The sequence below is a fragment of the Rhodobacter maris genome (assembly GCF_900217815.1).
Taxonomy (GTDB): Bacteria; Pseudomonadota; Alphaproteobacteria; order Rhodobacterales; family Rhodobacteraceae; genus Rhodobacter; species Rhodobacter maris.
The window spans coordinates 193,130-217,595 of record NZ_OBMT01000003.1 but is presented as its reverse complement, the minus strand read 5'-3'; the positions used below and the strand labels follow the sequence as shown (position 1 = coordinate 217,595).

The 24,466-nt window shown below is 65.5% G+C and carries 23 protein-coding genes; 7 read left to right on the top strand and 16 right to left on the bottom strand.

What is annotated here, in order from left to right:
* Positions 1–12 precede the first annotated feature (12 nt).
* From CRO22_RS07055 to CRO22_RS07040, 4 genes are all read left to right on the top strand, one after another.
* Entirely contained in the window at positions 13–477 is a 465-nt protein-coding gene (locus CRO22_RS07055; protein WP_097069423.1) for an Lrp/AsnC family transcriptional regulator, read from the top strand.
* Between the two features lie 158 nt (positions 478–635).
* The gene (locus CRO22_RS07050; protein WP_097069422.1) at positions 636–1,634 is read left to right on the top strand and encodes a Bug family tripartite tricarboxylate transporter substrate binding protein; all 999 of its coding nucleotides are present in this window, start codon (positions 636–638) and stop codon (positions 1,632–1,634) included.
* A 66-nt stretch (positions 1,635–1,700) separates the two neighbouring features.
* On the top strand, positions 1,701–2,213 hold the full coding sequence (locus CRO22_RS07045) for a tripartite tricarboxylate transporter TctB family protein (protein WP_097069421.1): 513 nt from the start codon (positions 1,701–1,703) through the stop codon (positions 2,211–2,213).
* Complete coding sequence (locus CRO22_RS07040) at positions 2,213–3,730, top strand: tripartite tricarboxylate transporter permease (RefSeq protein ID WP_097069420.1); 1,518 nt, start codon at positions 2,213–2,215, stop codon at positions 3,728–3,730. Before CRO22_RS07045 ends, CRO22_RS07040 begins: the two co-directional genes overlap by 1 nt.
* 56 nt (positions 3,731–3,786) lie before the next feature.
* On the opposite strand, the gene CRO22_RS07035 is transcribed toward CRO22_RS07040, so the two are convergent.
* Complete coding sequence (locus CRO22_RS07035; RefSeq protein ID WP_097069419.1) at positions 3,787–4,644, bottom strand: shikimate dehydrogenase family protein; 858 nt, start codon at positions 4,642–4,644, stop codon at positions 3,787–3,789.
* Positions 4,645–4,862: 218 nt separating this feature from the next.
* On the opposite strand from CRO22_RS07035, the gene aroQ reads away from it, so the two are divergent.
* Complete coding sequence (gene aroQ, locus CRO22_RS07030; RefSeq protein WP_097069418.1) at positions 4,863–5,303, top strand: type II 3-dehydroquinate dehydratase; 441 nt, start codon at positions 4,863–4,865, stop codon at positions 5,301–5,303.
* A gap of 4 nt (positions 5,304–5,307) precedes the next feature.
* Entirely contained in the window at positions 5,308–6,222 is a 915-nt protein-coding gene (locus CRO22_RS07025; RefSeq protein ID WP_176518572.1) for an AEC family transporter, read from the top strand.
* Between the two features lie 13 nt (positions 6,223–6,235).
* Here the strand turns inward: CRO22_RS07025 and CRO22_RS07020 are convergent, their stop codons facing one another.
* Both CRO22_RS07020 and CRO22_RS07015 read right to left on the bottom strand, forming a co-directional pair.
* Positions 6,236–7,456 (bottom strand): CaiB/BaiF CoA transferase family protein, encoded by a 1,221-nt coding sequence (locus tag CRO22_RS07020; protein ID WP_097069416.1) that lies wholly within the window; start codon positions 7,454–7,456, stop codon positions 6,236–6,238.
* 126 nt (positions 7,457–7,582) lie between these two features.
* Positions 7,583–8,623 (bottom strand): LacI family DNA-binding transcriptional regulator, encoded by a 1,041-nt coding sequence (locus tag CRO22_RS07015; protein WP_097069415.1) that lies wholly within the window; start codon positions 8,621–8,623, stop codon positions 7,583–7,585.
* A gap of 217 nt (positions 8,624–8,840) precedes the next feature.
* Between CRO22_RS07015 and CRO22_RS07010 the strand changes: the two genes are divergently transcribed.
* The gene (locus CRO22_RS07010) at positions 8,841–10,667 is read left to right on the top strand and encodes a sugar phosphate isomerase/epimerase and 4-hydroxyphenylpyruvate domain-containing protein (RefSeq protein WP_097069414.1); all 1,827 of its coding nucleotides are present in this window, start codon (positions 8,841–8,843) and stop codon (positions 10,665–10,667) included.
* 17 nt (positions 10,668–10,684) lie between these two features.
* Here CRO22_RS07010 and CRO22_RS07005 read toward each other — a convergent pair whose 3' ends face one another.
* The 13 genes from CRO22_RS07005 to uxaC form a co-directional block, all read right to left on the bottom strand.
* Positions 10,685–11,860, bottom strand: a complete 1,176-nt coding sequence (locus CRO22_RS07005) for an acyl-CoA dehydrogenase family protein (protein ID WP_097069413.1) — start codon at positions 11,858–11,860, stop codon at positions 10,685–10,687.
* A 132-nt stretch (positions 11,861–11,992) separates the two neighbouring features.
* Entirely contained in the window at positions 11,993–13,060 is a 1,068-nt protein-coding gene (selD, locus tag CRO22_RS07000; protein WP_097069412.1) for a selenide, water dikinase SelD, read from the bottom strand.
* A 66-nt stretch (positions 13,061–13,126) separates the two neighbouring features.
* Complete coding sequence (locus CRO22_RS06995) at positions 13,127–13,993, bottom strand: sugar kinase (RefSeq protein ID WP_097069411.1); 867 nt, start codon at positions 13,991–13,993, stop codon at positions 13,127–13,129.
* Between the two features lie 7 nt (positions 13,994–14,000).
* Entirely contained in the window at positions 14,001–15,518 is a 1,518-nt protein-coding gene (locus CRO22_RS06990) for a UxaA family hydrolase (RefSeq protein WP_097069410.1), read from the bottom strand.
* The gene (uxuA, locus tag CRO22_RS06985; protein ID WP_097069409.1) at positions 15,511–16,686 is read right to left on the bottom strand and encodes a mannonate dehydratase; all 1,176 of its coding nucleotides are present in this window, start codon (positions 16,684–16,686) and stop codon (positions 15,511–15,513) included. Before uxuA ends, CRO22_RS06990 begins: the two co-directional genes overlap by 8 nt.
* Positions 16,686–18,134 carry a mannitol dehydrogenase family protein gene (locus tag CRO22_RS06980; protein WP_097069576.1) on the bottom strand — a complete coding sequence of 483 codons (1,449 nt, stop codon included), beginning with the start codon at positions 18,132–18,134 and terminating at the stop codon, positions 16,686–16,688. Before CRO22_RS06980 ends, uxuA begins: the two co-directional genes overlap by 1 nt.
* Positions 18,112–18,855 carry a 2-dehydro-3-deoxy-D-gluconate 5-dehydrogenase KduD gene (gene kduD, locus CRO22_RS06975; protein ID WP_097069408.1) on the bottom strand — a complete coding sequence of 248 codons (744 nt, stop codon included), beginning with the start codon at positions 18,853–18,855 and terminating at the stop codon, positions 18,112–18,114. Before kduD ends, CRO22_RS06980 begins: the two co-directional genes overlap by 23 nt.
* Positions 18,852–19,676, bottom strand: a complete 825-nt coding sequence (gene kduI / locus CRO22_RS06970; protein ID WP_097069407.1) for a 5-dehydro-4-deoxy-D-glucuronate isomerase — start codon at positions 19,674–19,676, stop codon at positions 18,852–18,854. Before kduI ends, kduD begins: the two co-directional genes overlap by 4 nt.
* An 11-nt stretch (positions 19,677–19,687) precedes the next feature.
* A complete protein-coding gene (locus tag CRO22_RS06965; RefSeq protein ID WP_097069406.1) occupies positions 19,688–20,008 on the bottom strand; it encodes a cupin domain-containing protein in 321 nt (106 codons plus the stop codon).
* 10 nt (positions 20,009–20,018) lie between these two features.
* Positions 20,019–21,299, bottom strand: coding sequence for a TRAP transporter large permease (locus tag CRO22_RS06960; protein WP_097069405.1), 1,281 nt, complete (start codon positions 21,297–21,299; stop codon positions 20,019–20,021).
* A 1-nt stretch (position 21,300) separates the two neighbouring features.
* Positions 21,301–21,846, bottom strand: a complete 546-nt coding sequence (locus tag CRO22_RS06955) for a TRAP transporter small permease (RefSeq protein WP_245860907.1) — start codon at positions 21,844–21,846, stop codon at positions 21,301–21,303.
* Positions 21,847–21,970: 124 nt separating this feature from the next.
* Complete coding sequence (locus CRO22_RS06950; RefSeq protein ID WP_097069403.1) at positions 21,971–22,948, bottom strand: TRAP transporter substrate-binding protein; 978 nt, start codon at positions 22,946–22,948, stop codon at positions 21,971–21,973.
* 25 nt (positions 22,949–22,973) lie between these two features.
* A complete protein-coding gene (gene uxaC, locus CRO22_RS06945; RefSeq protein WP_097069402.1) occupies positions 22,974–24,380 on the bottom strand; it encodes a glucuronate isomerase in 1,407 nt (468 codons plus the stop codon).
* Positions 24,381–24,466 lie beyond the last annotated feature (86 nt).

The following is a 24,466-nucleotide window of genomic DNA, read 5'->3' as shown; positions in this document are numbered from 1 at the left end:
CGGAATTCAGGCATGACTGACCCGCTCGATTCGACCGACCGCAAGATCCTGAACGCGCTCACCGCCAATGCGCGCATCGCCATCACCGAGCTTGGCCGCAAGGTCGGGCTCTCCAAGACCCCGGTGGCGGCGCGGATCCGCGCGATGGAGGAGATGGGGCTGATAACCGGCTACCGGGCGATCCTGTCCCCGCTCAAGCTCGGGCTCAGCCATGTCACCTTTGTCGAGGTGCGGCTCACCGACACGCGCGAAAAGGCGCTTTCACAGTTCAATGCCGCGGTGCGGGCCATCGACGCAGTGGAAGAATGCTACATGATCGCGGGCGGGTTCGATTACTTGCTCAAGATCCGCTCGCGTGACATGGCCGATTACCGCCGCATCATGGGGGAGCAGCTTTCGACCCTGCCACATGTTGCGGCAACCTCAAGCTATGTCGCGATGGAGGCCGTCGTGGAGCAAAATACGCCCAGCCTGTGACCGCGCCGGAAGCACCTGTCCATTTGGTCAGGTGCGGGGCCAAATAGGGCACAGGTGCGGCTCGGGCGACGATTTTAACATTTGACGCCCCTTGCCGTATCGGAAACTCTCCCGGCACCCGCGCCACGGCGGGCAAGGCGACTCTGGGAGGAGAAGACATGAAACTGAAGCTGTTCGGAGCGGTCTCTGTTGCGGCGCTCGTGATCGCGGGCGCGGCGCTGGCCGAATATCCGGAGAAGGAAATCCAGGGTATCATCCAGTGGGGCGCCGGTGGCTCGACCGATGCGGTGATGCGCGCGGTGACGCCGCATGCCGAAGACATCCTCGGCGGCAAGGTCGTGATGCAGAACATGACCGGCGGCGTCGGTGCGATTGCCACCAAATATACCATGATTCAGCCCGCCGATGGCTACACCGTCCTGATGGGCGCCGAAAACCCGATGCTTTACAAGGTGATGGGGCTCGGCAAATTCGACTATAACAGCGATTTCGAGCCGGTGGCGCTGCTTGCGCGCGGCGTGCCGATCCTCGTGGCGCGGCCGGATGCGCCCTACAACAGCTTCCGCGAGCTTGTCGATTATATGGCGGCCCACCCCGATGAGGTGAAATTCGGCTCGACCGGCCCGGGCGGCCTGCCCTCGGTCGTCACCGCGATGCTGAGCGCCGAAGTGGACCTGCCTGCGACCTTCGTGCCTTATGATGGCGACGGCCCGGCCCTCACCGCATTGCAGGGCGGCGCCATCGATGTGATGCCCGCGGTGCTCGGCGCCGCGCTCGAGGGCATCAAAGGCGGCCGGATGAAGGTGCTCACCCTTGTCGATGCGACACCGAATGCCGCCATCCCCGATGTGGCGCCGATCACCGAAGATTTTCCGGGCTATGGCAAATATCTGCCCTGGGGTCCGTTCTTCGGTGTCTTCGTGAAGGCGGGCACCCCCGAGGAGGTGGTGACCAAGCTTTCGAACGCCTATCTGGAAGGCGCCAAGGCCCCTGACTTTGTCGAACTGCTCGACAACCGCGCCTACCTGCCGCTCAACCTGACTGGCGACGCGGCCAAGGAATATATGGCGAAATGGCAATCGGTCACCTCCTGGCTCGTGCAGGATGCCGGCATCGCCAAGACATCGCCCGAAGAGTTCGGCATTCCGCGTCCGTGAGTTTGCTGTAAGACGCCGAACACCGCCCTCCGACCGGGGGCGGTGTTCCCTTGCGAGGAGGCCCCGATGCACGACCCCAGCCGCAGGCTGCCCGGAGAACGGCTCTTTTCCGTTCTGATGGTGGCGGCAAGCCTGTTCCTGTTTCACACCGCAACCGGGATCTCGGGCTTTGCGGGGCTGGCCGAACCCGGCAGCTTTCCGATTTTCGTGACCGGGGTGATGGCGATCACCTCCGTTGTCATCGCGCTGCGCACCTTCCGGCTGCCACACAGCCTCGAGCATGGCTGGCGCGCGATCTTTCCGGGCTTCGTGATCCTGACCGCGATACTGATGGGCTTTTATGCGCTGGCGCTGAAACCCGTGGGCTTTTTGCCCACCTCCTTTCTGTTCCTGACACTCTCGACCTGGGCGATGATGCGCTGCGCGCTGTGGCGCGCGGCAGGCTTTGCGGCGCTTTCGCTCATCCTCGTCTATGTGGTGTTCCGCCTCGTCTTCTCCGTGCTGATGCCCGAGGGGCTGGTGCCCGAGCGCGAGATTCTGGCCTATATCGCTGCACTCTTCTCGGGCGGGGGCAAGTGATGGATTTTGCGCATTTCTTCATGAGCTGGATCGACCCGCAGCTTTTGGGCCTCGTTGGGCTTGGCACGTTTGCGGGCATCTATATCGGCGCGATTCCGGGGCTTTCGGTCACCATGGCGGTGTCGATCCTGATCTCCTTCACTTTCGGCTGGGAGATGTATGACGCGCTCGCGCTGATGATCGGCATCTATATGGGCGGCGTTTACGGCGGCTCGCGCACGGCGATCCTGCTCAACATCCCCGGCGCGCCCTCCGCCATCGCCACCGCGCTCGACGGCTATCCGCTCGCCAAAAAGGGCCTCGCGGGCGAGGCGATCGGGCTTTCCACGACGATGTCGGCGCTCGGCGGGCTCGTTGGCATTGCGGTGCTCGGCCTTGCCGCCCCCGCCGTTTCGGAATTCGCCATCCGCTTCCAGCCGCGCGATTACCTGCTGCTTGCGGTGCTCGGCATTCTGCTGGTCGGCTCGCTCTCCGGCGAGAGCCTGATCAAGGGCGTTTTTGCTGGCGCGCTCGGCCTCACCATCGGCTGTGTCGGGCTCGACCCGCTCACCGCCGAGGAGCGCTTCACCTTTGGCCATGTCGAGCTTTGGGGCGGCATTTCCTTCGTCGCGGTGATGATCGGGCTGTTCGGCGTGTCCGAAGCGCTGATGCAGCTCCAGCACATCGACACCCCCGCGGTGAAACAGAAGATCTCGCGCGTGATCCCCTCCTGGCGCGCCGTGGTAAAATTCCTGCCGCTCTCGCTGCAAAGTTCGGCGATCGGCGTGATCATCGGCGCCCTGCCCGGCACCGGAGGCGATATCGCGGCCCTGATGGCCTACGACCATGCCAAACGCGTGACCCGCAACCCGAAAGTGCCCTTTGGCAAAGGCGCGCAAGAGGGGCTCGTCGCCCCCGAAACCGCGAATAACGCGGCTGTGGGCGGCGCTTTCATCCCGATGCTGACACTGGGCATTCCGGGCGATTCCGTCACCGCCATCATCATCGGCGCCATGTTCATCCACGGGCTGAACCCCGGCCCGATGCTGATGATCGAGCGCCCCGAAATGTTCTGGTTCATCCTCGGCGCGCTGGTGCTGGCGGTCGGATTCATGCTGCTCTTCGGCCTGACGGGTATCCGGCTCTTCGTGAAGGTGGTGGAGCTGCCGCGCGCGATGCTGTTTCCGCTGATCCTGCTCTTGTCGATCATCGGCGCCTTTGCGGTGAACAATTCCCTGACCGATGTCTACTGGATGCTGGGTTTCGGGGTGCTGGGCTATTTCATGAAGCTTTATGGCTACCAACTCGGCCCGGTGATCCTCGGCGTGATCCTGTCGCGGCTGATCGACGACAACTGGCGCCGCGCGATCATCTCCGAGCGCGAGAGCCTGGGCGGGCTGATGCACGGCATTCTCACCTCGCCCCTGTCGCTGACGCTCTTCCTCGCGGTGCTGGCGATCTTATTCACCTCGACGCCGCTCTGGCCGATGCTGAAGACGCGGCTGCACCGCCGCCGGCCCGGCAAGGATGAAGCCTGATCCGGCCCCCCCGCGCAGGGCATGCCCATGCAAAACAGCGGTGCCGCCTCGCCCCGTCAGCTCCCGCGCTGGATGATCTCGCGCACCCAGCCCGGGTCGCTCACATGCAGATCCGAGAAGATCTCGAAAGCGTTGATGCCCTGATGGAAATAGAGCTCGTAACCGCTCAGGAACCGGGCGCCGAGCCCCTCCACCTGAGCGCGAAAGCGGGTGTCGATCGGCGTATAGACGGCATCGAAAGCCCAGCGCAGCGCACCGCGCACTCCTTCGGGCAGCGCCGAGCCCGGACACCCGACCATGCCGAGCGGCGTGCAATTGACGACGCCGTCAAACCCCTTCAGATCTGCTTCGACCCCCGAATGCCCCGAAACAACCTTCAAAAGCGGCGCATAGGCGCGCAGCGCTTCGGCAAGGCGTGCCACCTTGGCTGGCTCCCGGTCGACGAGCACAAGCTCGCTTGCATGCAGATCGGCAAGGCCAAAGGCCACCGCACGCCCCACGCCGCCCGAACCGAGCACCATCACCCGCCCCGGCAAAACCGCCCCGAAGGCCGCATGATAGGCCGCCTTGAAGCCCGCGTAATCGGTATTGAACGCGAGGGGTCCGGAGGGCGTGAACTTCACCGTATTCGCCGCTCCCATCGCCGCCACCACCGCATCGCCCGGCGCCACCAGCGACGCGGCCTCCTCCTTGTGCGGATAGGTCACGTTCACTCCGTCGAACCCCTGCGCCGCGCAATCGGCGAGCACCGCGGCAAAGCCCTTGCCGCGCTCCGCCGGAATGATTAGGTCGTAAGTGACATTGCAGCGCAGAGAGAGCCCGCAGACAACATGCAGCGCCGGTGAGCGTGTTGCAGTGATGTTGCCACCGATCAGGCCAAGGCGCAGGCTGCGCGGCATTTCAGACGAAGTCATGATCCGATTTCCGTTTTGGCCAAAGCGCGGCCCGCGGGCCGCTAATCTGGCCACCCTAGCCCCCCGGACCGGTCACGACCATGAGTTTTGCCGCACTCCGTCAAATCCGGCACATTTTTCGCGGCGATGCCCGGCCCCCGGACAGGTTTTCGTGATTGCCATGGCTCTCGCGCCCGGCGCGCGCTAGGCTCGCCCCGAAGCAGCGGCAGGAGGCCCGAGTGTCGAAACCCATCTACATCCTGAACGGTCCGAACCTGAACCTGCTCGGCAAGCGCGAGCCCGCGATCTACGGGTCTGAAACGCTCGCCGATGTCGAGGCGCGCTGTGCCACGCTCGCCGAAAGTCTCGGCTTCACCGTCGCCTGCTTCCAGTCGAACCACGAGGGCGTGCTGATCGACACCATCCATGAGGCGCGCGAGAAGGCCGCGGCAATCATCATCAACCCCGGCGCCTTCACCCACACCTCGGTCGCCATCCTCGACGCGCTCTACGCCTATGAGGGGCCCGTTTTCGAATGCCACATCTCGAATGTGCACAAGCGCGAGCCCTTCCGTCATCACAGCTTCATCTCCGCGCGCGCCGATGGCGTGATGGCTGGATTCGGCATCGAGGGTTATGAGCTTTGCCTGCGCCGCGCCTGCTCGCTGTTGTCGAAATAAGCCGATGCTGACCGTTCTTGCGCTCTTGCTACCCGTCTATCTGCTTGTGGCGATAGGCTGGGCGGTGGTGCGTACGCGCTGGGTGGCGGGAGGCGAGATGGGTTCGCTCGGCCGGCTCGTGCTGCGTGTGTTCATCCCGGCCACGCTTTTTTATGCCCTTGCCCGGGCGCCGCTTCACGAGACATTGCGCCTCGATTATCTCGCCGCCTATGCCGCAGCCTCGGTGGCGATCTGGGGCCTCACGCTCGCGCTCTCGCTTGGCCTTGGCAACAGCCGCGCCGATGCCGGGCTGGAGGCGATGGGCGCCTCGGTTTCCAACTCGGCCTATTTCGGGCTGCCTGTCGTGACGATGGTGTTTGGCGCCGACACCGCCTTTCGCGTGTTTGCGCTGCATCTTCTGGTCGAAAACCTTGTCACCTTGCCGCTCGCGATCGGACTGATGGAAACCGCGGGCGGGCGCGTTAGCTTTGGCCGGCTTGCCGCCACCACCTTGCGCAACCCGCTGCTGATCGCCTCGGTCGCGGGGCTCGGTTATGCGGCGACAGGCCTCCCCCTCCCCGAAACACTGGCGCGCACTTTCGAGATGCTGAACCCGGTCGCGGCCCCCGTGGCGCTTTTGGTGATCGGCGCCGCAGTGGCCGAGCTGTCTCCCGGCGCGCTCGGCTGGGCGGCGGTGCGGCTTGTGCCGCTCAAGCTCGTGGTGTTCCCGGCGCTCGTTGGCGCGGCGATGCTCGCCTTTTCGGTCGATCCGGTGCTCGCACGCGCAGGCATTCTCAATGCCGCAGTGCCGATGATGAGCAGCTTTGCGCTTTTCGGGCTGAATTACGGCCGTCCGCAACTGGCTGCGACCGCGCTGATCCTCACCACCGCGGTCTCCTTTTTCACCCTGACCGGGCTCGTCGCCTTCCTGGAGATTTGACGGGCTTCGCGATCTAGATTTCCGCGTAAAGCGCCCCTGTCGCTTCCATCGCCGCGATCTCTGCCGCGCTGAAGCCGAGCTGCGCCGCCAGATCCCGGTTGTGCTGGCCTAGCGCGGGGGCGGCTTCCGGGGTACCGAGATCGAGGCCGGAAAAATGGAACGGCAGGTTCGGCACTTTCACCCGGCCAAGCCTGGGGTGCTCCTGCTCGAGGATCATCCCGCGCGCGGCGATCTGCGGATCCCTCGCCACCTCGTCGATGGTCTGGATCGGCGCGGCGGGAACCCCCGCCGCCTCAAGCGCGGCCAGCGCCGCCGCGCGGCTTGGCTGCGCGGCGCACCAGCCCCGCACCAACGCAATGGCCTCTACGTTATGGGCGTTGCGGCTGGCAGCGCCATGAAAACGGCTGTCGGCGGCAAGATCCGCACCACCCATCAGCTCAGCCAGCCTGAGCCAGCTCTCATCCACTTGCGCGGCGATCACCAGATCGCCATCGGGCGCGGAAAAACAGCCATAAACCGTTGAATCAGGAAGGTTGTCGCCAGAGCGCTTGGGCATCTCGGCCCCATCGGACATCAGATAGCCCTGCAGCGCGTAATCATGCATCGAGACCATGCAATCATAAAGCGCAAGGTCAATGTGCTGGCCCCGCCCGGTCTGCATCCGCGACAGAAGCGCCGCCAGCACCGCCGTCGCTCCCTGACTGCCGGTATACATATCCGCAAGCGGCATACGGAAGAGCGGCGGCGCCGCCCCCTCGGTGCCGATGATCGACATTGCGCCCGACATCGCCTCGGCGATGAGCCCGAAGCCCGGCCGGTCCGAGAGCGGGCCGGAATGGCCGAAAGCCGAGACCGAGGCATAGATCAGCCGCGGATTGAGCGCCGAGAGCGCCTCATAGCCAAGGCCGAGCTTTTTCAACGCCCCGGGGCGGTAATTCTCGACGAAGATATCGGCGCTGGCCACAAGGCGGCGCATCAGATCCACCGCTGCAGGTTGGCGCAGATCAAGGCAGAGGCCGCGCTTGCCCATGTTTTGCTGCAGGAAATACCCCGAGACGCCGGCGCGCTGCGTGGGAGAGGCGCGGCCTGCATCGCCCGTGCGCGGCCGCTCCACCTTGATCACATCGGCACCAAGCGCGGCGAGCTGGCGCGACAGGAACGGCCCGGCAAGAAAATGGCTGTAGTCAATCACCCTGATGCCGGCAAGCGGCAGGGGGGCGCTGGGTTCGGTCATGGCGGGATCCTCCTGTTTCCGCCTTGCTAGCGCCCTGCGCGTCCTGCCCCAAGCCTTGGCCATGCTCCACGGGTCGGCGCCAGACGGCACGGGGTCACTTTCGATGCCTCAAAGCTCAATGATGCATCAAAGCTCTTCCGTGTCGCGCAGGTTCTCGCGCAGGATCAGTTCGGCCGGGACCGGGCGCAGCACCGGCACTTCGCCACGATGCAGCGCGATCAGTGCCGAAACCGCGCGCGCCGCGATCTGTCCCATATCCTGATGCACCACCGCCGCCATGGTGCGTTCGATCAGCGCCTTGCGCGACAGCGCGGTAAGGTTGAAGCTGACAAAGCAGAGCGTGCCCGCAAGCCCGGCATCGGCAATGGCCCGTTCCAGCCCGCGGTTGCCTGCAGCAAAATTCACCACCCCCGCAAGGTCGCGTCGCCGCGCGAAGAGATCGGTGGCAAGGCGGAAGCACTGATCGGGCATGTCATTGGTAGAAAGCGTCTCCACCACCTCGATCGCGGGAAATTCCTCGCGCAGGATCGAGCGCAGCCCGGCCTCGCGCTCCTCATGGCTGCGGTAGATCGCATCCGAGAAGAAATAAGCGATTTTCCCTTTTTTTCCAATAAGATTTGCCAAAATTTGCCCGGCAAGGCGGCCCGCGGCGCGGTTGTCGAGCCCGACATAGGGCAGCGCGGGCAGGCCAGGGAGCGTGCTCAACACTGAGACCACGGACACCCCCGCCGCCTGTAGCCGCATCACTGCATCGCGCAGCAGCGGATGCTCGCTCGGCTGCACGATCACGCCGCCGGTGCCATCCTCTAGGCAGGCCAGCAGCGCCGCCGCCTGTGCTGCGGCATCTGTCCGGCGCGGAAAATCCACCTGCAGCAGCACGCCGCGGGTGCGCGCCGCCCCCCGCAACTCACGCGCAAGCTTCTCGTTGGCAAAACCCGGCGGTCCGCCAAGAAAGGCGCGGAGCACCAGCCCCGCCGGCGCGGGCGGCACCAGTTGCGGCCGCGCCCCGGTCAGCGCCAGTTCGCGTTCGGCCGCACGCACCCGTTCCACTGTCGCCGTCCGCACCCCGGGGCGGTTGTTCAACACCCGGTCCACCGTGGCCGTGCCAACCCCGGCAAGCAGCGCAATATCGGAAATTCGGGGGCGGGACGGCTCATGATCGCTCATGCCGCCCAGAATGAGGCATCAAGTCCGCACCGTCCAGCCCTCCCGCGGGTCACGCCGCATCTCGCCTCCGGCCAGATTGCATCACCGGACAGGCGGCCCGATTTGCGGTTTGCCACGACGGCCCGGCTTCGACTAGACTGCGCCCAACGGGCCCGAACAGCCCTTGTTTCTGCAATAACAACCGCTTGCGGCACGGCTGCAAGGCCCGGAGGCTTTGATGCGCGCGATATCCTCGATTTCCTTCTCTGGTCAGCTTGAAGACAAGATTGAGGCCGCAGCCGCGTGCGGGTTCGAGGCGATCGAGATTTTCCGCGAAGACATCATCGGCTTTGATGGCCCCCCCGACGAGATCGGCCGGTTTGCCCGGGACGCCGGGATCGCGGTGCTTTCGCTCCAATCTTTGCGCGACTACGAAGGGCTTTCGGGCGCGGCCCGCACCGAGGCGCTCGCGCGGGCGGAAAAATTCCTCGATCTCGCCGCGCGGATCGGCGCGGAAATGCTGATCCTTTGCGCCAATACCCGCCCCGAGAGCCACGCCGAGGGCGCGCTCGAAGACCTGCGCCTGCTCGCCGACATGGCAGCAGCGCGCGGGCTCAAGGTGGGCTACGAGGCGCTCGCCTCCTCGCGCCATATTCCCACCGTCGCCGCCGCCCATGCCGCGGTGCAGGCGGTCGGGCGCAAGAATTTCGGCCTTGTGATCGGCACGGTGCATCTCTTCGCCTCGGCAAGCGGCTCGCTTGAAGACGCCCTCGCGACCCTGCGCGAGATCGAGCCCCAGAAGCTTTTCCTCGTCCATCTCGCCGACACCCCCACCACGCGCATCGACCCGGCGTTGATCGCCGCCTCGTTCCGGCTCTTTCCCGGTCAGGGCACCCTCCCCGTTGCGGCGCTTTACAGCCAGCTTCTCGTGCAGGGCTACGACGGGCCGATGTCGATCGAAAGCTTCAACGACCAGATCCGCTCGCTGCCCGCCGCGCGGATCGCCGAGGATGCGATGCGCGCCTTCCACCTGCTGGAGGAAACCCACACCCGCACCGCCCGCCCGCGCGCCGACCTGCGCGGCCCGGGGCTGGTTGAATTCACGGCGCAAGGCGGGGATGTCGATGACTTCACGAGCCTTTTCAACGCCCTGGGATTTGTCGAAACGCATGAGAACGGCCCCGTGAGCCTCTGGAGCCAAGGCGCGATCACGCTTGCGCTGAACACCACAACCAAGGGCCTCGCGCATTCGATCTATCTCGTGCAGGGCGCCTCGGTCTCGGGCGTCGGGCTCGTGGTGGAAGACATGCCGCTGATGCTGGGCCGGATCGGCCTCTTCCATGGCGAGGCGGTGGAACTGGCCGAGCCTTACGGCTTTGCGCGGCTGCGCGGCCCCGGCGGCTCGGTGCTGTTTTTGCAACCCGGCCGCTATGCGCCGGGGCCCGAGTTCCACGTCACCGGTGCCGCCCCCGCGCAGGGGTTGCTGACCCATATCGACCATGTGGCGCAGGCGCTGCAGCCAAACCTCTTCCTCTCGGGGCTGCTCTTTTATCGCGCGGCCTTCGACTTGCGGGCGCATGAGCTGCGCGATGTGCTCGACCCGCATGGCACGGTGCATTCACGCACTCTGGTGAACGACAGCGCCGCCTTCCGGCTCTCGCTCAACGCAAGCTTTGGCGCGGGCACCACAACGCAGCGCTTCCTCGGCAAGTCGGGCTTTGCGCCCTTCCACCATATCGCGCTGGCGAGCGACGACATCTTCGGCCTCGCAGCCAAACTCGACCCGCAAGACGTGCTCGCCATCCCGCCCAATTACTACGAAGACCTCGCGCTGCGTTTCGACCTCGCGCCCGATTTCATCGCCCGGCTGCGCGAGGGGAACCTGATGTATGACCGCGACGAGGGCGGCAGCTATCTGCAGCTCTACACCCGCGCGATCAACGGCTTCTTCTTCGAGGTGGTGGAGCGGCGCGGCTATACCGGCATGGGCGCGGCCAATGCACCGGTGCGGATGCTGGCGCAATTGCGCGAGATCGAGGCGGAAGAGGCGCTGCACCTGCTCTGAGCGCAGCGCCTGATGCATCAGGCAAACGGGTCGTAAAGCCCCGGCTCGCCCTTCATCAAGGCCCGCCCCATCACGGTGCGGTGGATCTCGGAGGTGCCATCGAAGATGCGGTAGATCCGGGCGTCGCGGTAATAGCGCTCAATCGGCAGATCCTTGCAAAAGCCCATGCCGCCGAACACCTGCACCGCCCGGTCCGCCACCCGGCCAAGCGTTTCGGCCGCCTGCACCTTCACAAGGCTGATGCGGCTGCGCGGGTCGCGCCCGGCGTCGATTTCGAGCGCAGTCTGCCAGAGCGCGAGGCGCGCGGCATTGATCTCGAGCGCAGAGTCTGCGAGCATCTGCGCGACAAGCTGGAACTCCCCGATCGGCTGGCCGAACTGGCGCCGCTCGCGGGCATAATCGAGCATCAGGTCGAGCACTTTCGTCGCCTTGCCGATCGAGCGCGCGCCCACCTGCGCGAGACGCACCCTTCCGAGCACGCCAAGCGCCATGCGAAACCCCATGCCGCGCGCACCGAGCATGGTGACGGGCGCGAGGGGAACATCGTCAAAGCTCAGCTCCACATGCGAGGTGCCACGCAGCCCCATCATCGGCTGATCGCGCCCGATGGTGAAGCCCGGCGCACCTTTATCAACCAAAAACAGGGAGATACCCTTGGCCCCCTTGTCCGGATCAGTGACGGCGGAGACCACGAAGAAATCTGACACGAGCCCGTCGGAGATGAAATGCTTGGTGCCGGTGAGGCGCCAGCCGCCCTCCCCGTCCTCGACCGCCTTGGTGCGGATCGAGGCGGCATCTGAGCCCGCACCGGGCTCGGTGATGGCGATCGAGCAGACCCGCTCCCCGCGCACGGTGGGGGTGAGCCAACGGTCGATCTGCTCCCCCTCGCAAGCGAGCAGCACCTCATAGACATTGCCGAAAGCGCGGCGGACGAGAATGTCGGAGGTGCGGCCGAATTGTTCCTCAACCAGCATCGTGTCGAGCGCCGAGAGCCCGCCCCCCCCAAATGCCTCGGGAATGTTCATCGCATAAAGCCCGAGGCCGCGGCTCCTGTCAAAGATCCGCGCAGCATGTTCGGGCGCCAGCGCGCCAGTGTCCTCGACCTCGGCCTCCAGCGGCGCCAGTTCCGCAGCGATAAAATCACGCACGGTCTGCACCAGAAGGGTCTGCTCGTGCGAAAGGCTCAGGTCCATGGCATCCTCGGGGCTGGAAAGACCCCTTCTGCCTAAGGAGCGCTCTCGCGCCGGTCCAGCGCCAAGCTCCGCAAGGCCCGCCCCCGGCACGCCCGGCAGGGGAGAAATCACATCAAGATGAAAGATGATGCATCAGAAGATGCGCAACCGGGGCGCGGGGTTCTCTGCCCCCATCCGGCCGATCACCGCCGCGGCGTCGAACCCCTGCGCATGAAAGATCGCGAGCACCTCATCCGCCGCTTCGGGGGCACAGGCGACAAGAAGCCCACCCGAGGTTTGCGGATCGGTGAGAAGGCCACGGTCCAGCAGGTCGAACCCCGCGGGCAGATCGACCATGGTGCCGTAGCTGTCCCAGTTGCGGCCCGAGGCGCCGGTGACATGCCCCGCAGCGGCGGCTTCGCGCACCCCGGTGAATTTCGGCACATCAGCCCAGAATATTTCCAGATCGCAGCCCGAGCCGCGCGCCATTTCCATCGCATGGCCGGCGAGCCCGAACCCCGTCACATCGGTCATCGCATGTACGCCTGCATGCGTGCCAAGCTCGGTTCCGGGCGTGTTGAGCTGGGTGACCGAAGCAATCAGCGCCGCCTCTTCCGCGGCCGAGGCCTGCCCCTTCTTCATTGCCCCGGTGAGGATACCGACGCCGATCCTCTTGCCAAGGATCAGGACATCGCCGGGCCGCGCACCCGCGTTGGTCTTCACCTGATCGGGATGGACGAGGCCGAGCGCCACGAGCCCGTAGATCGGTTCGACCGAGTCGATCGTATGCCCCCCCGCGAGCGCGACACCCGCCGCCGCGCAAGTATCCGCCCCGCCTTTCAGGATCGCACCGATCGTCGCTTCGGAAAGCGTCTTGATCGGCATGCCGACAAGGGCCAGCGCGAGGATCGGCCGCCCCCCCATGGCGTAAACATCGGAAAGCGCATTGGTCGCGGCGATCCGGCCGAAATCGCGCGGGTCATCGACGATCGGCATGAAGAAATCGGTTGTTGCGACAAGGGCCTGACTGTCGTTGAGCCGCCAGACGGCCGCATCATCGGAGGTGCCGAGCCCCACCAGAAGCTCGGGCGGCACCAGAGGCGTGAGGCTGCCGGCCAGGATCCGCTCCAGCACGCCCGGCGCGATCTTGCAACCGCAGCCCCCTCCATGCGAGAGCGAGGTCAGACGCGGCTCGCAGCGGGTGAAACTATCATCGGGCATGGCGACCTCCGGGCAGATGACGCAGCGTTATAGAGCCGCAGCGCGCTCGGGCCAAGCCTGATAGGGCTAACGGGGGATGATCGCGCCCGGCTGGGCGATCACCGCGCAGGCCTGCACATGGGCGCGGGCAAGCGCCTCGGCCTCGGGCGCGCCCTGCAACACCGCTGCGAGATAGGCGCCATTGAAACTGTCCCCGGCGGCCGTGGTGTCGACCACGCGCGCGGCGGGCGGAAAATCGGGCGCTCTCACGCCCGGATCGAGCGGCAAAGCCCCTGCGGCCCCGCATTTGAGCGCCCCTTGCGTGCAGCCCATGGCGCGAAACCGCACCAGCACCTCGGCCGGCGTGGCCTCCCCGCAAAGGGCCATCTCGTCATCGACCGAGGGCAGCGCGATATCGCTCACCGCCCAGGCGGCGGCAATGCAATCCCGCGCCGTCTTGGCATCTTCCCAGAGCCGCGGACGGTAATTGCTGTCGAACACAACCGTTGCCGGATGGGCGCCGATATGAGCGAGCAGACCCGCGCGCACCGAAGGCGGCAAGATCGCGAGTGTGATCGCGCTCAGATAAATCACGTCGCAGCCTTCGAGCTGCGCGAAACCATCTTCAAACAAGGTGCGCGCCGCCGACTGGTTGCGCCAGTAGCTGAAGCTGCGCTCGCCCGTCTCGTCGGTTGCAATCGCATAGACGCCGGGCAGCCGCTCGGCATGATGGGTGATGCGCCCGGTGCCCACGCCTTCGGCGCGGATGAAAGCTTCCATCCGCGCCGACATGCCGTCGCGCCCGAGCACAGTGACAAAATCGACTTCTGCCGCGGAAAAGTTGCGCGCGAGATAGATTGCGGTGTTGAGCGTATCGCCCGCATAGCCGATCTGCGCGCCAGCACGGTCCGGGTTGAGCTCGATCATCGCTTCGCCGACACAGGCAATCTTCATGGCCGCCTCACATCACCGCGCCAACCTGCCAGGGCAGGAATTCATTGTCGCCAAGGCCTTGCGCCTCAGATTTTGTCACCTCGCCCGAGGCCACGCGCAAGATCGCAGCATAGATCTCGGCGCCCTTTTCGGCGAGGCTCACGCCCGAGAGCACATCGCCCGCGTTCAGATCCATATCCTCGGGCATCGCGGCAAAGAGCCGGTCCGATGTGGCGATCTTGATCGTGGGCGCGGGTTTCGAGCCAAAGGCAGAGCCGCGCCCGGTGGTAAAGACCACAAGCTGCGCGCCGCCCGCAATCTGCCCGGTGGCAGAGACCGGGTCATAACCGGGCGTGTCCATATAGACGAGGCCCTTGGCCGTCACCTGCTCGGCATAGTCGTAATAGGCGCGCAAGGGCGTTGCCCCCGCCTTGGCAACCGCCCCGAGCGACTTTTCGAGGATCGTCGTGATGCCGCCCTGCTTGTTGCCGGGAGAGGGGTTGTTGTCCATCGAGCCTCCGCCCTGCGCGGCGTAATCCTCCCACCAGTCGAGGCAGGCGGTGAGGCGCTGAGCCACCTCGGGCGAGGTGCGGCGCAGCAAAAGCTGTTCGGCGCCGTGGATCTCGGGCGTTTCCGACAAGATCACCGTGCCGCCCTGCGCCACGATCATATCGGAGGCCACGCCAAGCGCGGGGTTGGCGGTGATGCCCGAAAAGCCATCCGAGCCGCCGCATTGCAGCCCGATGGTGAGGGCAGAGACCGGGCACGGCGTGCGGGTGATCGCGTTCACCTGCGGCAGCAGGCGGCGCACCTCGGCCTTGATCTTCTCGATCGTGGCGCGGGTGCCGCCCATCTCCTGAATGCTCAGGCCGTGGAAGCGCTCGCTCCCGGCCTCGCCAAAGCGGGCCTGCATCCGGGCAAGCTGCATCACCTCGCAGCCAAGGCCGACAAAGATGGTGGCGCCCACGTTCGGGTGGGTCGCCGTGCCCCAGAGCACGCGCTCCAGATGGTCTGCGCCGCGCCCGGTGGCCGCCATGCCGCAGCCGGTGCCATGCGCAAAGGCCGCGATGCCATCGACATTGGGAAAGGCTGCAAGCGCGCCCTCCGCCAGCAGTTCCTGCGCGGCGTGGCGGATCACCGTTGCCGAGCAGTTCACCGTGGCGCAAAGCGCGATCATGTTGCGCGTGCCCACGCGGCCATCGGCACGCGCGTAGCCCATGAAGCTTTGCGGCGCCATCTCGGGAACCGCCGCCTCCGCCTGCGCGAGATCGGCGCCAACCGCATAGGCGCGGTCATGGTCCGAAAAGGCGCAGTTGTGGGAATGCACATGCTCCCCGGCGGCGATGGGCTGTGTCGCCAAACCGATGATCTGGCCGAATTTCACCACCCGGTCGCCCGGGGCCATCGCGATGCGCGCGATCTTGTGGCCCGCGGCAAGCGGCGCGGGCAAGGGGGCGCCAAGGCCGAGCGGATCCGCCCCCGCCGCGGCGCGCACCGTCAGCACCGCCACCGTATCGGCGGAGTTGAGGATCAGCACGTCAGCCATGGGACACCGCCATCACCACACCGCGCAGCTCGGCAAGGCCACGCATCCGCCCGATCAGCGGATAGCCCGGGAAGGTGCCGCGCCCGACATCGGCCAGAAGCTCATGGCCATGGTCCGGCCGCATCGGAATGGCGGCATCGGCGCGGCCTTCGGCCTTGCGCCGGGCCTCTTCCGCGATCAGCACCTTCACCACGGCAATCATATCGGTATCGCCCGCCAGATGCGCGGCTTCCTCGAAGCTGCCATCGGGGTCTTTTTTCACGTTGCGCAGATGGGCAAAGTGGATGCGCGGCGCAAACCGTTCGGCAATCGCGGGCAGATCGTTCACCGGATTGGCGCCGAGCGAGCCTGTGCAAAGCGTCAGCCCGTTGGCGAGGCTTTCCACCGCTTGCAAGATCCATGCGATGTCTTCGGCATTGGAGACCACCCGCGGCAGGCCGAGGATGTTGCGCGGCGGGTCATCGGGATGCACGCAAAGGCGCATGCCAAGCTCTTCCGCCGCCGGGATCACCTCTTCGAGGAAGCGCTTGTAGTTACGGCGAATTTCCTCGCGGCCAATGCCGTCATAAAGCGCAAGCTGCGCCTTCAGCCCGGCGATGTCATAGCGGTCAAACGCACCCGGCAGGCCCGACATGATCGCGTGCAAGAGCGCGTTGCGCTCCGCCTCGCCGCTCGCCTCGAACCAGGTTTTCGCCCGCGCGCAAACCTCGGGGGAATAGTCATCCTCCGCGCCCTCGCGGCCCAGCATGTGGATCTCGAAGGCCGCCATCCGGTAGGCCTCAAAGCGCAGGCACGAGCCGCCGCGGGCCACGGGGGCCTGCAGGTCGGTCCGGGTCCAGTCGAGCACCGGCATGAAGTTGTAGCAGATCGTTGTCACGCCCTCGGCAGCGAGGTTCGCCATCGACTGCCGGTAATTGGCAAAGAGCCCACTCAGATCGCCATCATCGCGCTTGATCCGCTCATGGATCGGCAGGCTCTCGACCACCGACCAGCGAAAGCCCGCCCTTTCGATCTGGGCCTTGCGCGCCGCAATCGCCTCACGCGTCCAGATCTCGCCATAGGGGATCTCGTGGAGCGCATGCACGATGCCGGTCGCGCCCGTTTGCGCGATTTCGGGCAGGGTGATGCGATCAAACTCGGGGCCGTACCAGCGCCAGCATTCTTCCATTACAGGATCTCCTCAACCGCCTTGCGCGCGCCCACGGCTAGGAGGCGCGCATAGGCCGCACTCACCGGGGCCAGAAGCGCCGCGGCCATCTCTTCGGAAAACACCTCGCGCAGAGAGAGCAGCGCGGCAACCTTGCCCTCGGGGCTCTCGGCACTGTCGGAAAGCGCCTTGAGGCGCGCGGCGAGCGGGTCTTTTACCTCGATCGGCGCGCCCTTTTCATCCACGCCGCCGACGTAGCGCATCCATGCCGCAACGGCGAGTTGCAGGCCCGGCGCATGGCGGCCCGTCGCAAAGGTCTCCGCAAGCGTGCCAAGGATACGTTGCGGCAGCTTCTGGCTGCCGTCCATCGCGATTTGCCAGGTGCGGTGGCGGATCGCCGGGTTGGCATAGCGCTTTGCCAGCGCCTCGGCATAGGCGCCAAGATCCTCGCCCGGCGGCGGGGTCAGCGCGGGGATGATCTCGTCTTTCCAGAGCTTTGCCACAAAGCGGGCAAAGACCGCATCGGCCATCGTCTCGGCAATCGTCTCATGCCCGGCAAGGTAGCCAAGATAGGCGAGCGAGGAATGCGTCCCGTTGAGCATGCGCAGTTTCATATGCTCATAGGGCGTCACATCGGCGACGAGTTGCGCGCCGACCATGCCCCAGCCCGGGCGCTCGCCATTGACGAAACTGTCTTCGATCACCCATTGGCGGAACGGTTCGTGCATCACCGGCGCCGCGTCATGGCAGCCGATCAGGGCTTCGACCTCGGCGATGTCTTCGGGCTTTGTGGCGGGCACGATCCGGTCCACCATCGTCGCCGGGAAGCAGCCTTCGGCGGCGATCCAGTCGGCGAGTTCCGGGTCGATCTCGCGCGCAAGCGCCAGCACCACGCCGCGCAGCACCTTGCCGTTATGGGGCAGGTTGTCGAGGCTCATCACCGTGAAGGGGGCAAGGCCCGCAGCCCGGCGGCGCTCGAGCGCGCGTACGATAAAGCCCGGCGCCGAGCGCGGCAAGGCGGCCGTAAGATCATGCGCGATATCGGGGTGGTCAAGGTTCAACGCGCCGGTGGCGGGCTCGTGGCAATAGCCCTTCTCCGTCACCGTGAGTGAGACGATCTTGACACCCGGATCGGCCATCGCAGCCAGCACCGCCTCCGGGTTTTCCGGCGCCACGAGCACGCCCGCGATCACCTGCACCGGGCGCGCCTTTGCACCCTCCGGCGCGAGTTCGAGCGCGATATAGGCACCGCCTTGGGGCTCCAGCGCATCGCGCGTGCCGGCACTTTGCAGCGAGACGCCCAAAATCCCCCAGTCTCCGCCCGAGGCGGCGATCGCCTCCTCGGTGAAAATCGCCCCATGGGCCCGGAAAAAGGCGCCAAGGCCAAGGTGGACGATGCCCAGTTTCGGGGCGGGCGTGGTGCGGTAAAGCCGCGGTGCGGGGGTGTCAGCGGGCAAGCCAGCCTCCATCGACATTGAGAACCGCGCCATGGATGTAGCGCGCAGCGGGGGAACAGAGGAACGCCGCGGTGCCGCCGATATCTTCGGGCGCGCCCCAGCGGCCCGCCGGGATCCGCTCAAGGATCGCGGCATTGCGCGCCTCATCGGCACGCAGCGCCTCGGTATTGTTGGTGGCGATATAGCCGGGCGCGATCGCATTCACGTTCACGCCCTTGGCCGCCCATTCATTGGCGAGGATCTTGGTGATGCCCGCCACGCCATGTTTGGCGGCGGTATAGGAGGGCACGCGGATGCCGCCCTGAAACGAGAGCAGCGAAGCGATGTTGACCACAGCGGCGGGCGTGTTGCCCTCTGCAAGGGCGGCCTTGGCAAAGGCCTGCGTGGTGAAAAAAAGCGCTTTCAAGTTCACATCCATCACCGCGTCCCAATCCGCCTCGGTGAAATCGAGGCTCTCGGCGCGGCGGATGATGCCCGCGTTGTTGACAAGGATCGAATAGCCCGCGCCCGCAAACACCCCCTGCCCCGCCAGCGGGTCGGCAAAGTCGAGCGCGAGAAAATCGGCATGGCCACCGGCGGCGGCGATCAGGGCAAGCGTTTCATCACAATCGCGCCGCCCGGCACAGGTGACGCGTGTGCCCTGCGCGGCAAGCGAGACCGCAATCGCCTGACCGATGCCGGTATTGGCGCCCGTCACCAGAGCGCGCCGCCCTGCAAGCGAGAACGGGTTCACCGCAGCTCCTCCGGTTGCACGAAGTCCATGTCGGTGTAATCGACATTGTCGCCCGCCATCGCCCAGATGAAGGTGTAGCCCCCGGTGCCCGCGCCCGCATGGATCGACCAGGGCGGCGAGAGCGCGGCCTCCTCATTCGCCACGAACAGGTGCCGGGTTTCGGTGGGCTCGCCCAGCAGATGCAGCACGCGGGCCTTTTCATCCATATTCCAGTAGAGATAGGCCTCCATCCGGCGGTCATGCACATGGGCGGGCATCGTGTTCCAGACCGATCCATCCAGAAGCGTGGTATAGCCGAGCACGAGCTGGCAGCTCTCCATCACCAGCGGATGAATGAACTGGTTGATCACCCGCTTGTTGGCGGTGGCGGTATCGCCAAGGCGCACTTCCTTGGCATCGGACAGGCGAATGAGCCGGCTCGGGCAGCGCCGATGCGCGGGGGCGGAGGTGATGTAGAACCGCCCCGCCCCGGCAAAGCTCACCGGCCCGGAGCCCATGCCGAGATAGAGCACATCGCCCCGCTCAAGCGTATGGGTCTCGCCCGCAGCGGTGACGGTGCCAGTTTCGCCGATATTCACGATCCCCATCTCGCGGCGGTCGAGGAAGGAGGGGGTGCGGGTCTCCTCGACCTTGTCGAGCACGAGCGTGCCCGCGCCGGGCACCGCGCCGCCCAGAACGAAGCGGTCGTAATGGGTGTAGACGAGGCGGATCTCGCCTTCGGTGAACAGATCCTGCGCCAGAAAGTGACGGCGCAGCCCTTCAGTGTCGAGGGTTTTCGCATGCTCCTGATGCACGGCGTGGCGGGTTTCGACGGTCAGCATTTCAGGCCCTTTCACAGAAAATCGTCGCGGCGGGGGGCGAAACTGTCGATCAGCACGCCCGGCTCGAGGCAAAGACAGCCATGCACCGCCCCCGAGGGGATGGTGAAGCTGTCGCCCGGGGCGACCTCGAAGGTCTCGCCCGAAAGCTCGAAACGGAACCGCCCGGAGAGGCAGTAGGTGGATTGCACATGCGGATGGCTGTGGAGAAGCCCCTCCGCCCCCGCTTCGAAGGCGAAGCGCACCACCATCAGTTCGGGCGCCTCGCTGAGCACCTGACGGGTGGCACCGGGGCCGGTCTCGACGACGGGATAGGCGGAGGGGGAAGCGCGCATGATGATCTCCTCAGTGGAACACGCCGGGCAGCCAGAGCGAGAGCGCCGGAATATAGGTGACCAGCATCAGCGTTCCGAAAGCGGCGAAATAGAACGGCCAGATCGACTTCATCACGGCCGCGATCGGCACCTTGCCCACCGCGCAACCGACAAAGAGCACGGCCCCCACCGGCGGCGTGCAGAGCCCGATGCCGAGGTTGAGCACGAGGATCACGCCGAAATGCACCGGATCGACGCCAAAGGCCTGAGCCACCGGCAAAAAGATCGGCGTGCAGATCACGATCAGCGGCGACATGTCCATGAAAGTGCCCAGCACGAGAAGCAGCACGTTGATCAGGAGCAGGATCACGATCGGATTGTCGGAAAAATCCTGCAGCGCCGAAATCAGCCGCGTCGGAACCTTTTCAAAGGCGAGCAGCCAGCCAAAGGCCGCCGCGCAACCGATCACCATCAGCACCATCGCGGTGGTGCGCACCGCGCCCTTGGTCGCCTCGACGAACTCCGAAAACGTCATCGTGCGGTAGAGGAACACGGTCACAACGAGCGCATAGACAACCGCGATATTGGAGCTTTCTGACGCGGTGAAGATACCCGAGCGCACGCCCCCGAAGATGATCAGGATCATGATCAGGCCGGGCACGGCATTGAGGAAGAGCCGCCCCAGCGCCTTGCGGCCCGGGAAGGCCTCGGTCGGATAGCCGCGGCGCTTCGCCACGAACCAGGCCGCCACCATCAGCGAGAGCGCGAGGATCAGGCCCGGCACGATACCTGCGGTGAAGAGATCGGCAATCGAGATCTTGCCGCCCGCCGAGATCGAATAGATGATCATGTTGTGGCTCGGCGGCAGCATCAGCGCGATGATCGCGCCGACAACGGTGATGTTGACCGCGTAATCCGCGCCATAGCCGCGCTCGCGCATCTGCGGCACCATCAGCCCGCCGACCGCGGAGGCATCGGCCGCGGCCGAGCCGGAAACGCCGCCGAACATCACCGAGGCAAGGATGTTCACCTGCCCCAGCCCGCCGCGGATATGGCCCACAAGCGCCCCCGCCAGCGCCACGAGGCGCCGGGCGATGTCGCCGCGCACCATCAGGTCGCCGGCATAGATGAAGAACGGGATCGCCATCAGCGCGAAGACCGACACGCCCGAGTTGAGACGCTGGAACACCACCACCGGCGGCAGGCCAAGATAGAGCACGGTCGCGAAGGACGCGATGCCGAGGCAGAAGGCGACAGGCGTGCCGATCAGCAAAAGCCCGACGAACGTGCCGAAAAGAATCCAGAGTTCCATGTCAGCGCTCCTTTGCCGCCGGGGCGTCATTCGCAGTAGGGAGAGGCTCGTGATCGTCGCCAAAGCGCGAGGTCGGCAGACCGACAGCGCGGCGCAGGATCCGCTCGATGCAGAACAGGATGAGCAGCACCCCCCCGCCCACAAGCGGCAGGAAGTTGAAGGCACCCGATATGCCGAGGCCGGGCATCGTGGTGCTGGCCGTCTTGATCGCCAGTTCCCATCCATATTTTGTCATGCCGACAGCGAAGCCGCAGATCACCAGATCGGACACCGTGAAAAGAGTGAGCCGCACTTTTTCGGGGAGCACGTAGAGCAGCACGTCGAAGCTGAGGTGGTAGCCCTCGCGGATGCCGACGGCGGCGCCCAGAAAGATGAACCAGCCCATCAGCATCACGGCGGCAGGCTCCGCCCAGAAGAGGCTTGTGCCAAGCACATAGCGGTAAAAGACCTGGGCGAAGACGAAGGCTGTCATCAGCACCAGTCCGATACCGGAAAACCACAGCCCGGCACGTGCCAGGAGCCCCGTGGCGAGGGCAAGTCGTTCCATGAAATCGCGCATTCGCGGAAGGCTCCCGAGGCGTGAAAGGGTCGACCGCGCCGCGGGCGCGCGGGCGGACGACCGGATCGCGAGCAATGGCGGCCCGGCCTTCAGGCCGGGGCCGCGCTTTCCCTTATTGGGTGTCCTGGATCCGTTGCACGAGATCCTTGGCTTCGGGCGTGGTCACGTATTTCTCGTAGACCGGCTTCATCGCCTCGATGAAGGGCGCCTTGTCGATCTCGGAGACGATCTCCGAACCCGCCGCCTTCACCTTTTCTTCCGAAGCCTTTTCCTGTGCCGCCCAGAGATCGCGTTCGATCTGGGTCGATTTCAGCGCCGCCGCTTTCACTGCCGCCTGATCCTCGGGCGAAAGACCTTCCCAGGTTTTCTTCGACATCGCCACCACTTCGGGCACCATCAGGTGCTGGTCGAGCGTGTAGTATTTGGCGACTTCGTAATGGCCCGAGCTGTCGTAGGAGGGCCAGTTGTTCTCGGCCCCGTCGATCACGCCGGTCTGGATCGCGGAATAGACCTCGCCATAGGGCATCGGCGTGGCATTGGCACCCAGTGCCGACATCATGTCGACGAAGACATCGTTCGGGATCACGCGGAACTTCATCCCCTTGAGATCCGCGATCGAATTGATCGGGTGCTTCGCATTGTAGAAGCTGCGCGAGCCGCCGTCGTAATAGGCGAGCGCAATGAGATCGTGCTGCGCGAAAGCCTCGCCCACTTCGGCACCGATCGGACCGTCAAGAACATCATGCATGTGTTCGGTCGAGCGGAACAGATAGGGCAGCGAGAAGAGCTGGGTTTCCGGCACGATATCGTTGAAGGTGCCAAACGAGGCGCGCACGAGGTCGATGACGCCGAACTGGGTCTGCTCGATCGTGTCCTTTTCCTCGCCGAGCTGGGCGGAGGGGAACATCTCGATGCAGACGCGCCCGTTGGTGGCCGCCTCGACCTCCTGCGCCATGGCCTTCACCGCCTCGACGGTCGGATAGCCATCCGGGTGGGTGTCAGAGGCGCGCAGCGTGGTGTCACAGGCGCCAGCAGCCCCCGCGAAGGCCACACCCGCGAGAAGCGCCGCGAGGGTCGTCAGATGTTTCATGGTTTTTCTCCTCCCATGAGTTGGCTCAGAGCCGGTAGGCTTGCCGGGCAAGCCGGTGAGCGAGGTCGGGCATGACCTCGAAAGCTTCGTCCTCGCAAAGCCGCCCGGTGGCGACCAGCGTGGCGAGGAAGGCCGCATCGACCCGCCGGGCCACATCGTGACGCGCGGGGATCGAGCAGAAGGCGCGGGTGTCGTCGTTGAAGCCGACGGTGTTATAAAGGCCCGCGGTTTCCGTGGTCATCTGGCGGAACCGCCACATGCCCTCGAAACTGTCATGGAACCACCACGGCGGGCCAAGCCGCAGGCAGGGATATACGCCCGCAAGCGGCGCCAGTTCGCGCGCATAGGTGGTTTCATCGAGGGTAAACAGGATCACCGTCAGCCCGGTTTCCTCGCCCACCGCATCGAGAAGCGGCTTGAGCGCGGTGACGTAATCGGTGCGCGAGGGGATGTCATAGCCCTTGTCGCGGCCAAAGCGGTCAAGCACCGGGCCCGAGTGGTTGCGGAAGGCGCCGGGGTGGATCTGCATCACCAGCCCGTCGTCAAGCGACATCTTCGCCATTTCCGTCAGCATCTGTCCGCGGAACGCCTCGCGCTCCGCGGCATCGGCCTTGCCCGACAGGACCCGATCGTAAAGCGCTGCCGCTTCCGCCGGGCTGAAGTTGTGAGTGGTGGCCGTCGGGTGGCCGTGGTCGCTCGACGTGGCGCCGAACGTCTTGAAATAGGCGCGCCGGTTGCGGTGCGCGGCGAGGTAGCCCGCGTAGCTTGCCGGGTCTTCCCCGGCAAGCCCGCAGAACTGCTCGACATTATTCACAAACCCGCCAAAATCGGGGTCCACCACCGGGTCGGGGCGATAAGCGGTGATCACGCGCCCGCCCCAGCCGCTTTCGCGGATCATCCGGTGCCATTTCAGCTCATCGAGCGGGCTTTCGGTGGAGGCGATCACGTCGATGTTGAAGCGCTCGAACAGGGCGCGCGGGCGGAACTCGGGGCGCGCAAGGCATTCGGCGATATGATCGTAAGAGGCATCGGCGGTCTTGGCCGAAAGCCGCTCGGTGAGCCCGAACACGGTCTCGAACGCATGGTCGAGCCAGATCCGCGAGGGGGTGGCGCGCAACAGGTGGAAATGCTCGGCAAAGCGACGCCAGATCGTGCGGCCATCGGTTTCCACCGGCCCGCCATCGGCGCGCGGCACACCGAGGCTTTCAAGGCGCACGCCCTGGCTGTGCAGCATGCGGAACACGTAGTGGTCCGGCGTCACAAAGAGCTGGGCGGGGTCGGGGAAGGCCGCATTCTCGGCAAACCAGCGCGGATCGGTATGGCCATGAGGCGAGACGATCGGCGCATCCTTGACGGTGTCATAAAGCGCCCGGGCCAAGCCCCGCACCCGTTCCTCGACCGGAAACAGGCGGTCAGCGTCCAGCAGAGCCATGGTTCCTCCCCCATTCTCTTGATATTCAAACGGTGGACGGAACCACCTTGATAAACTAATATGCTAGTATAACCGCTCCGTCAATG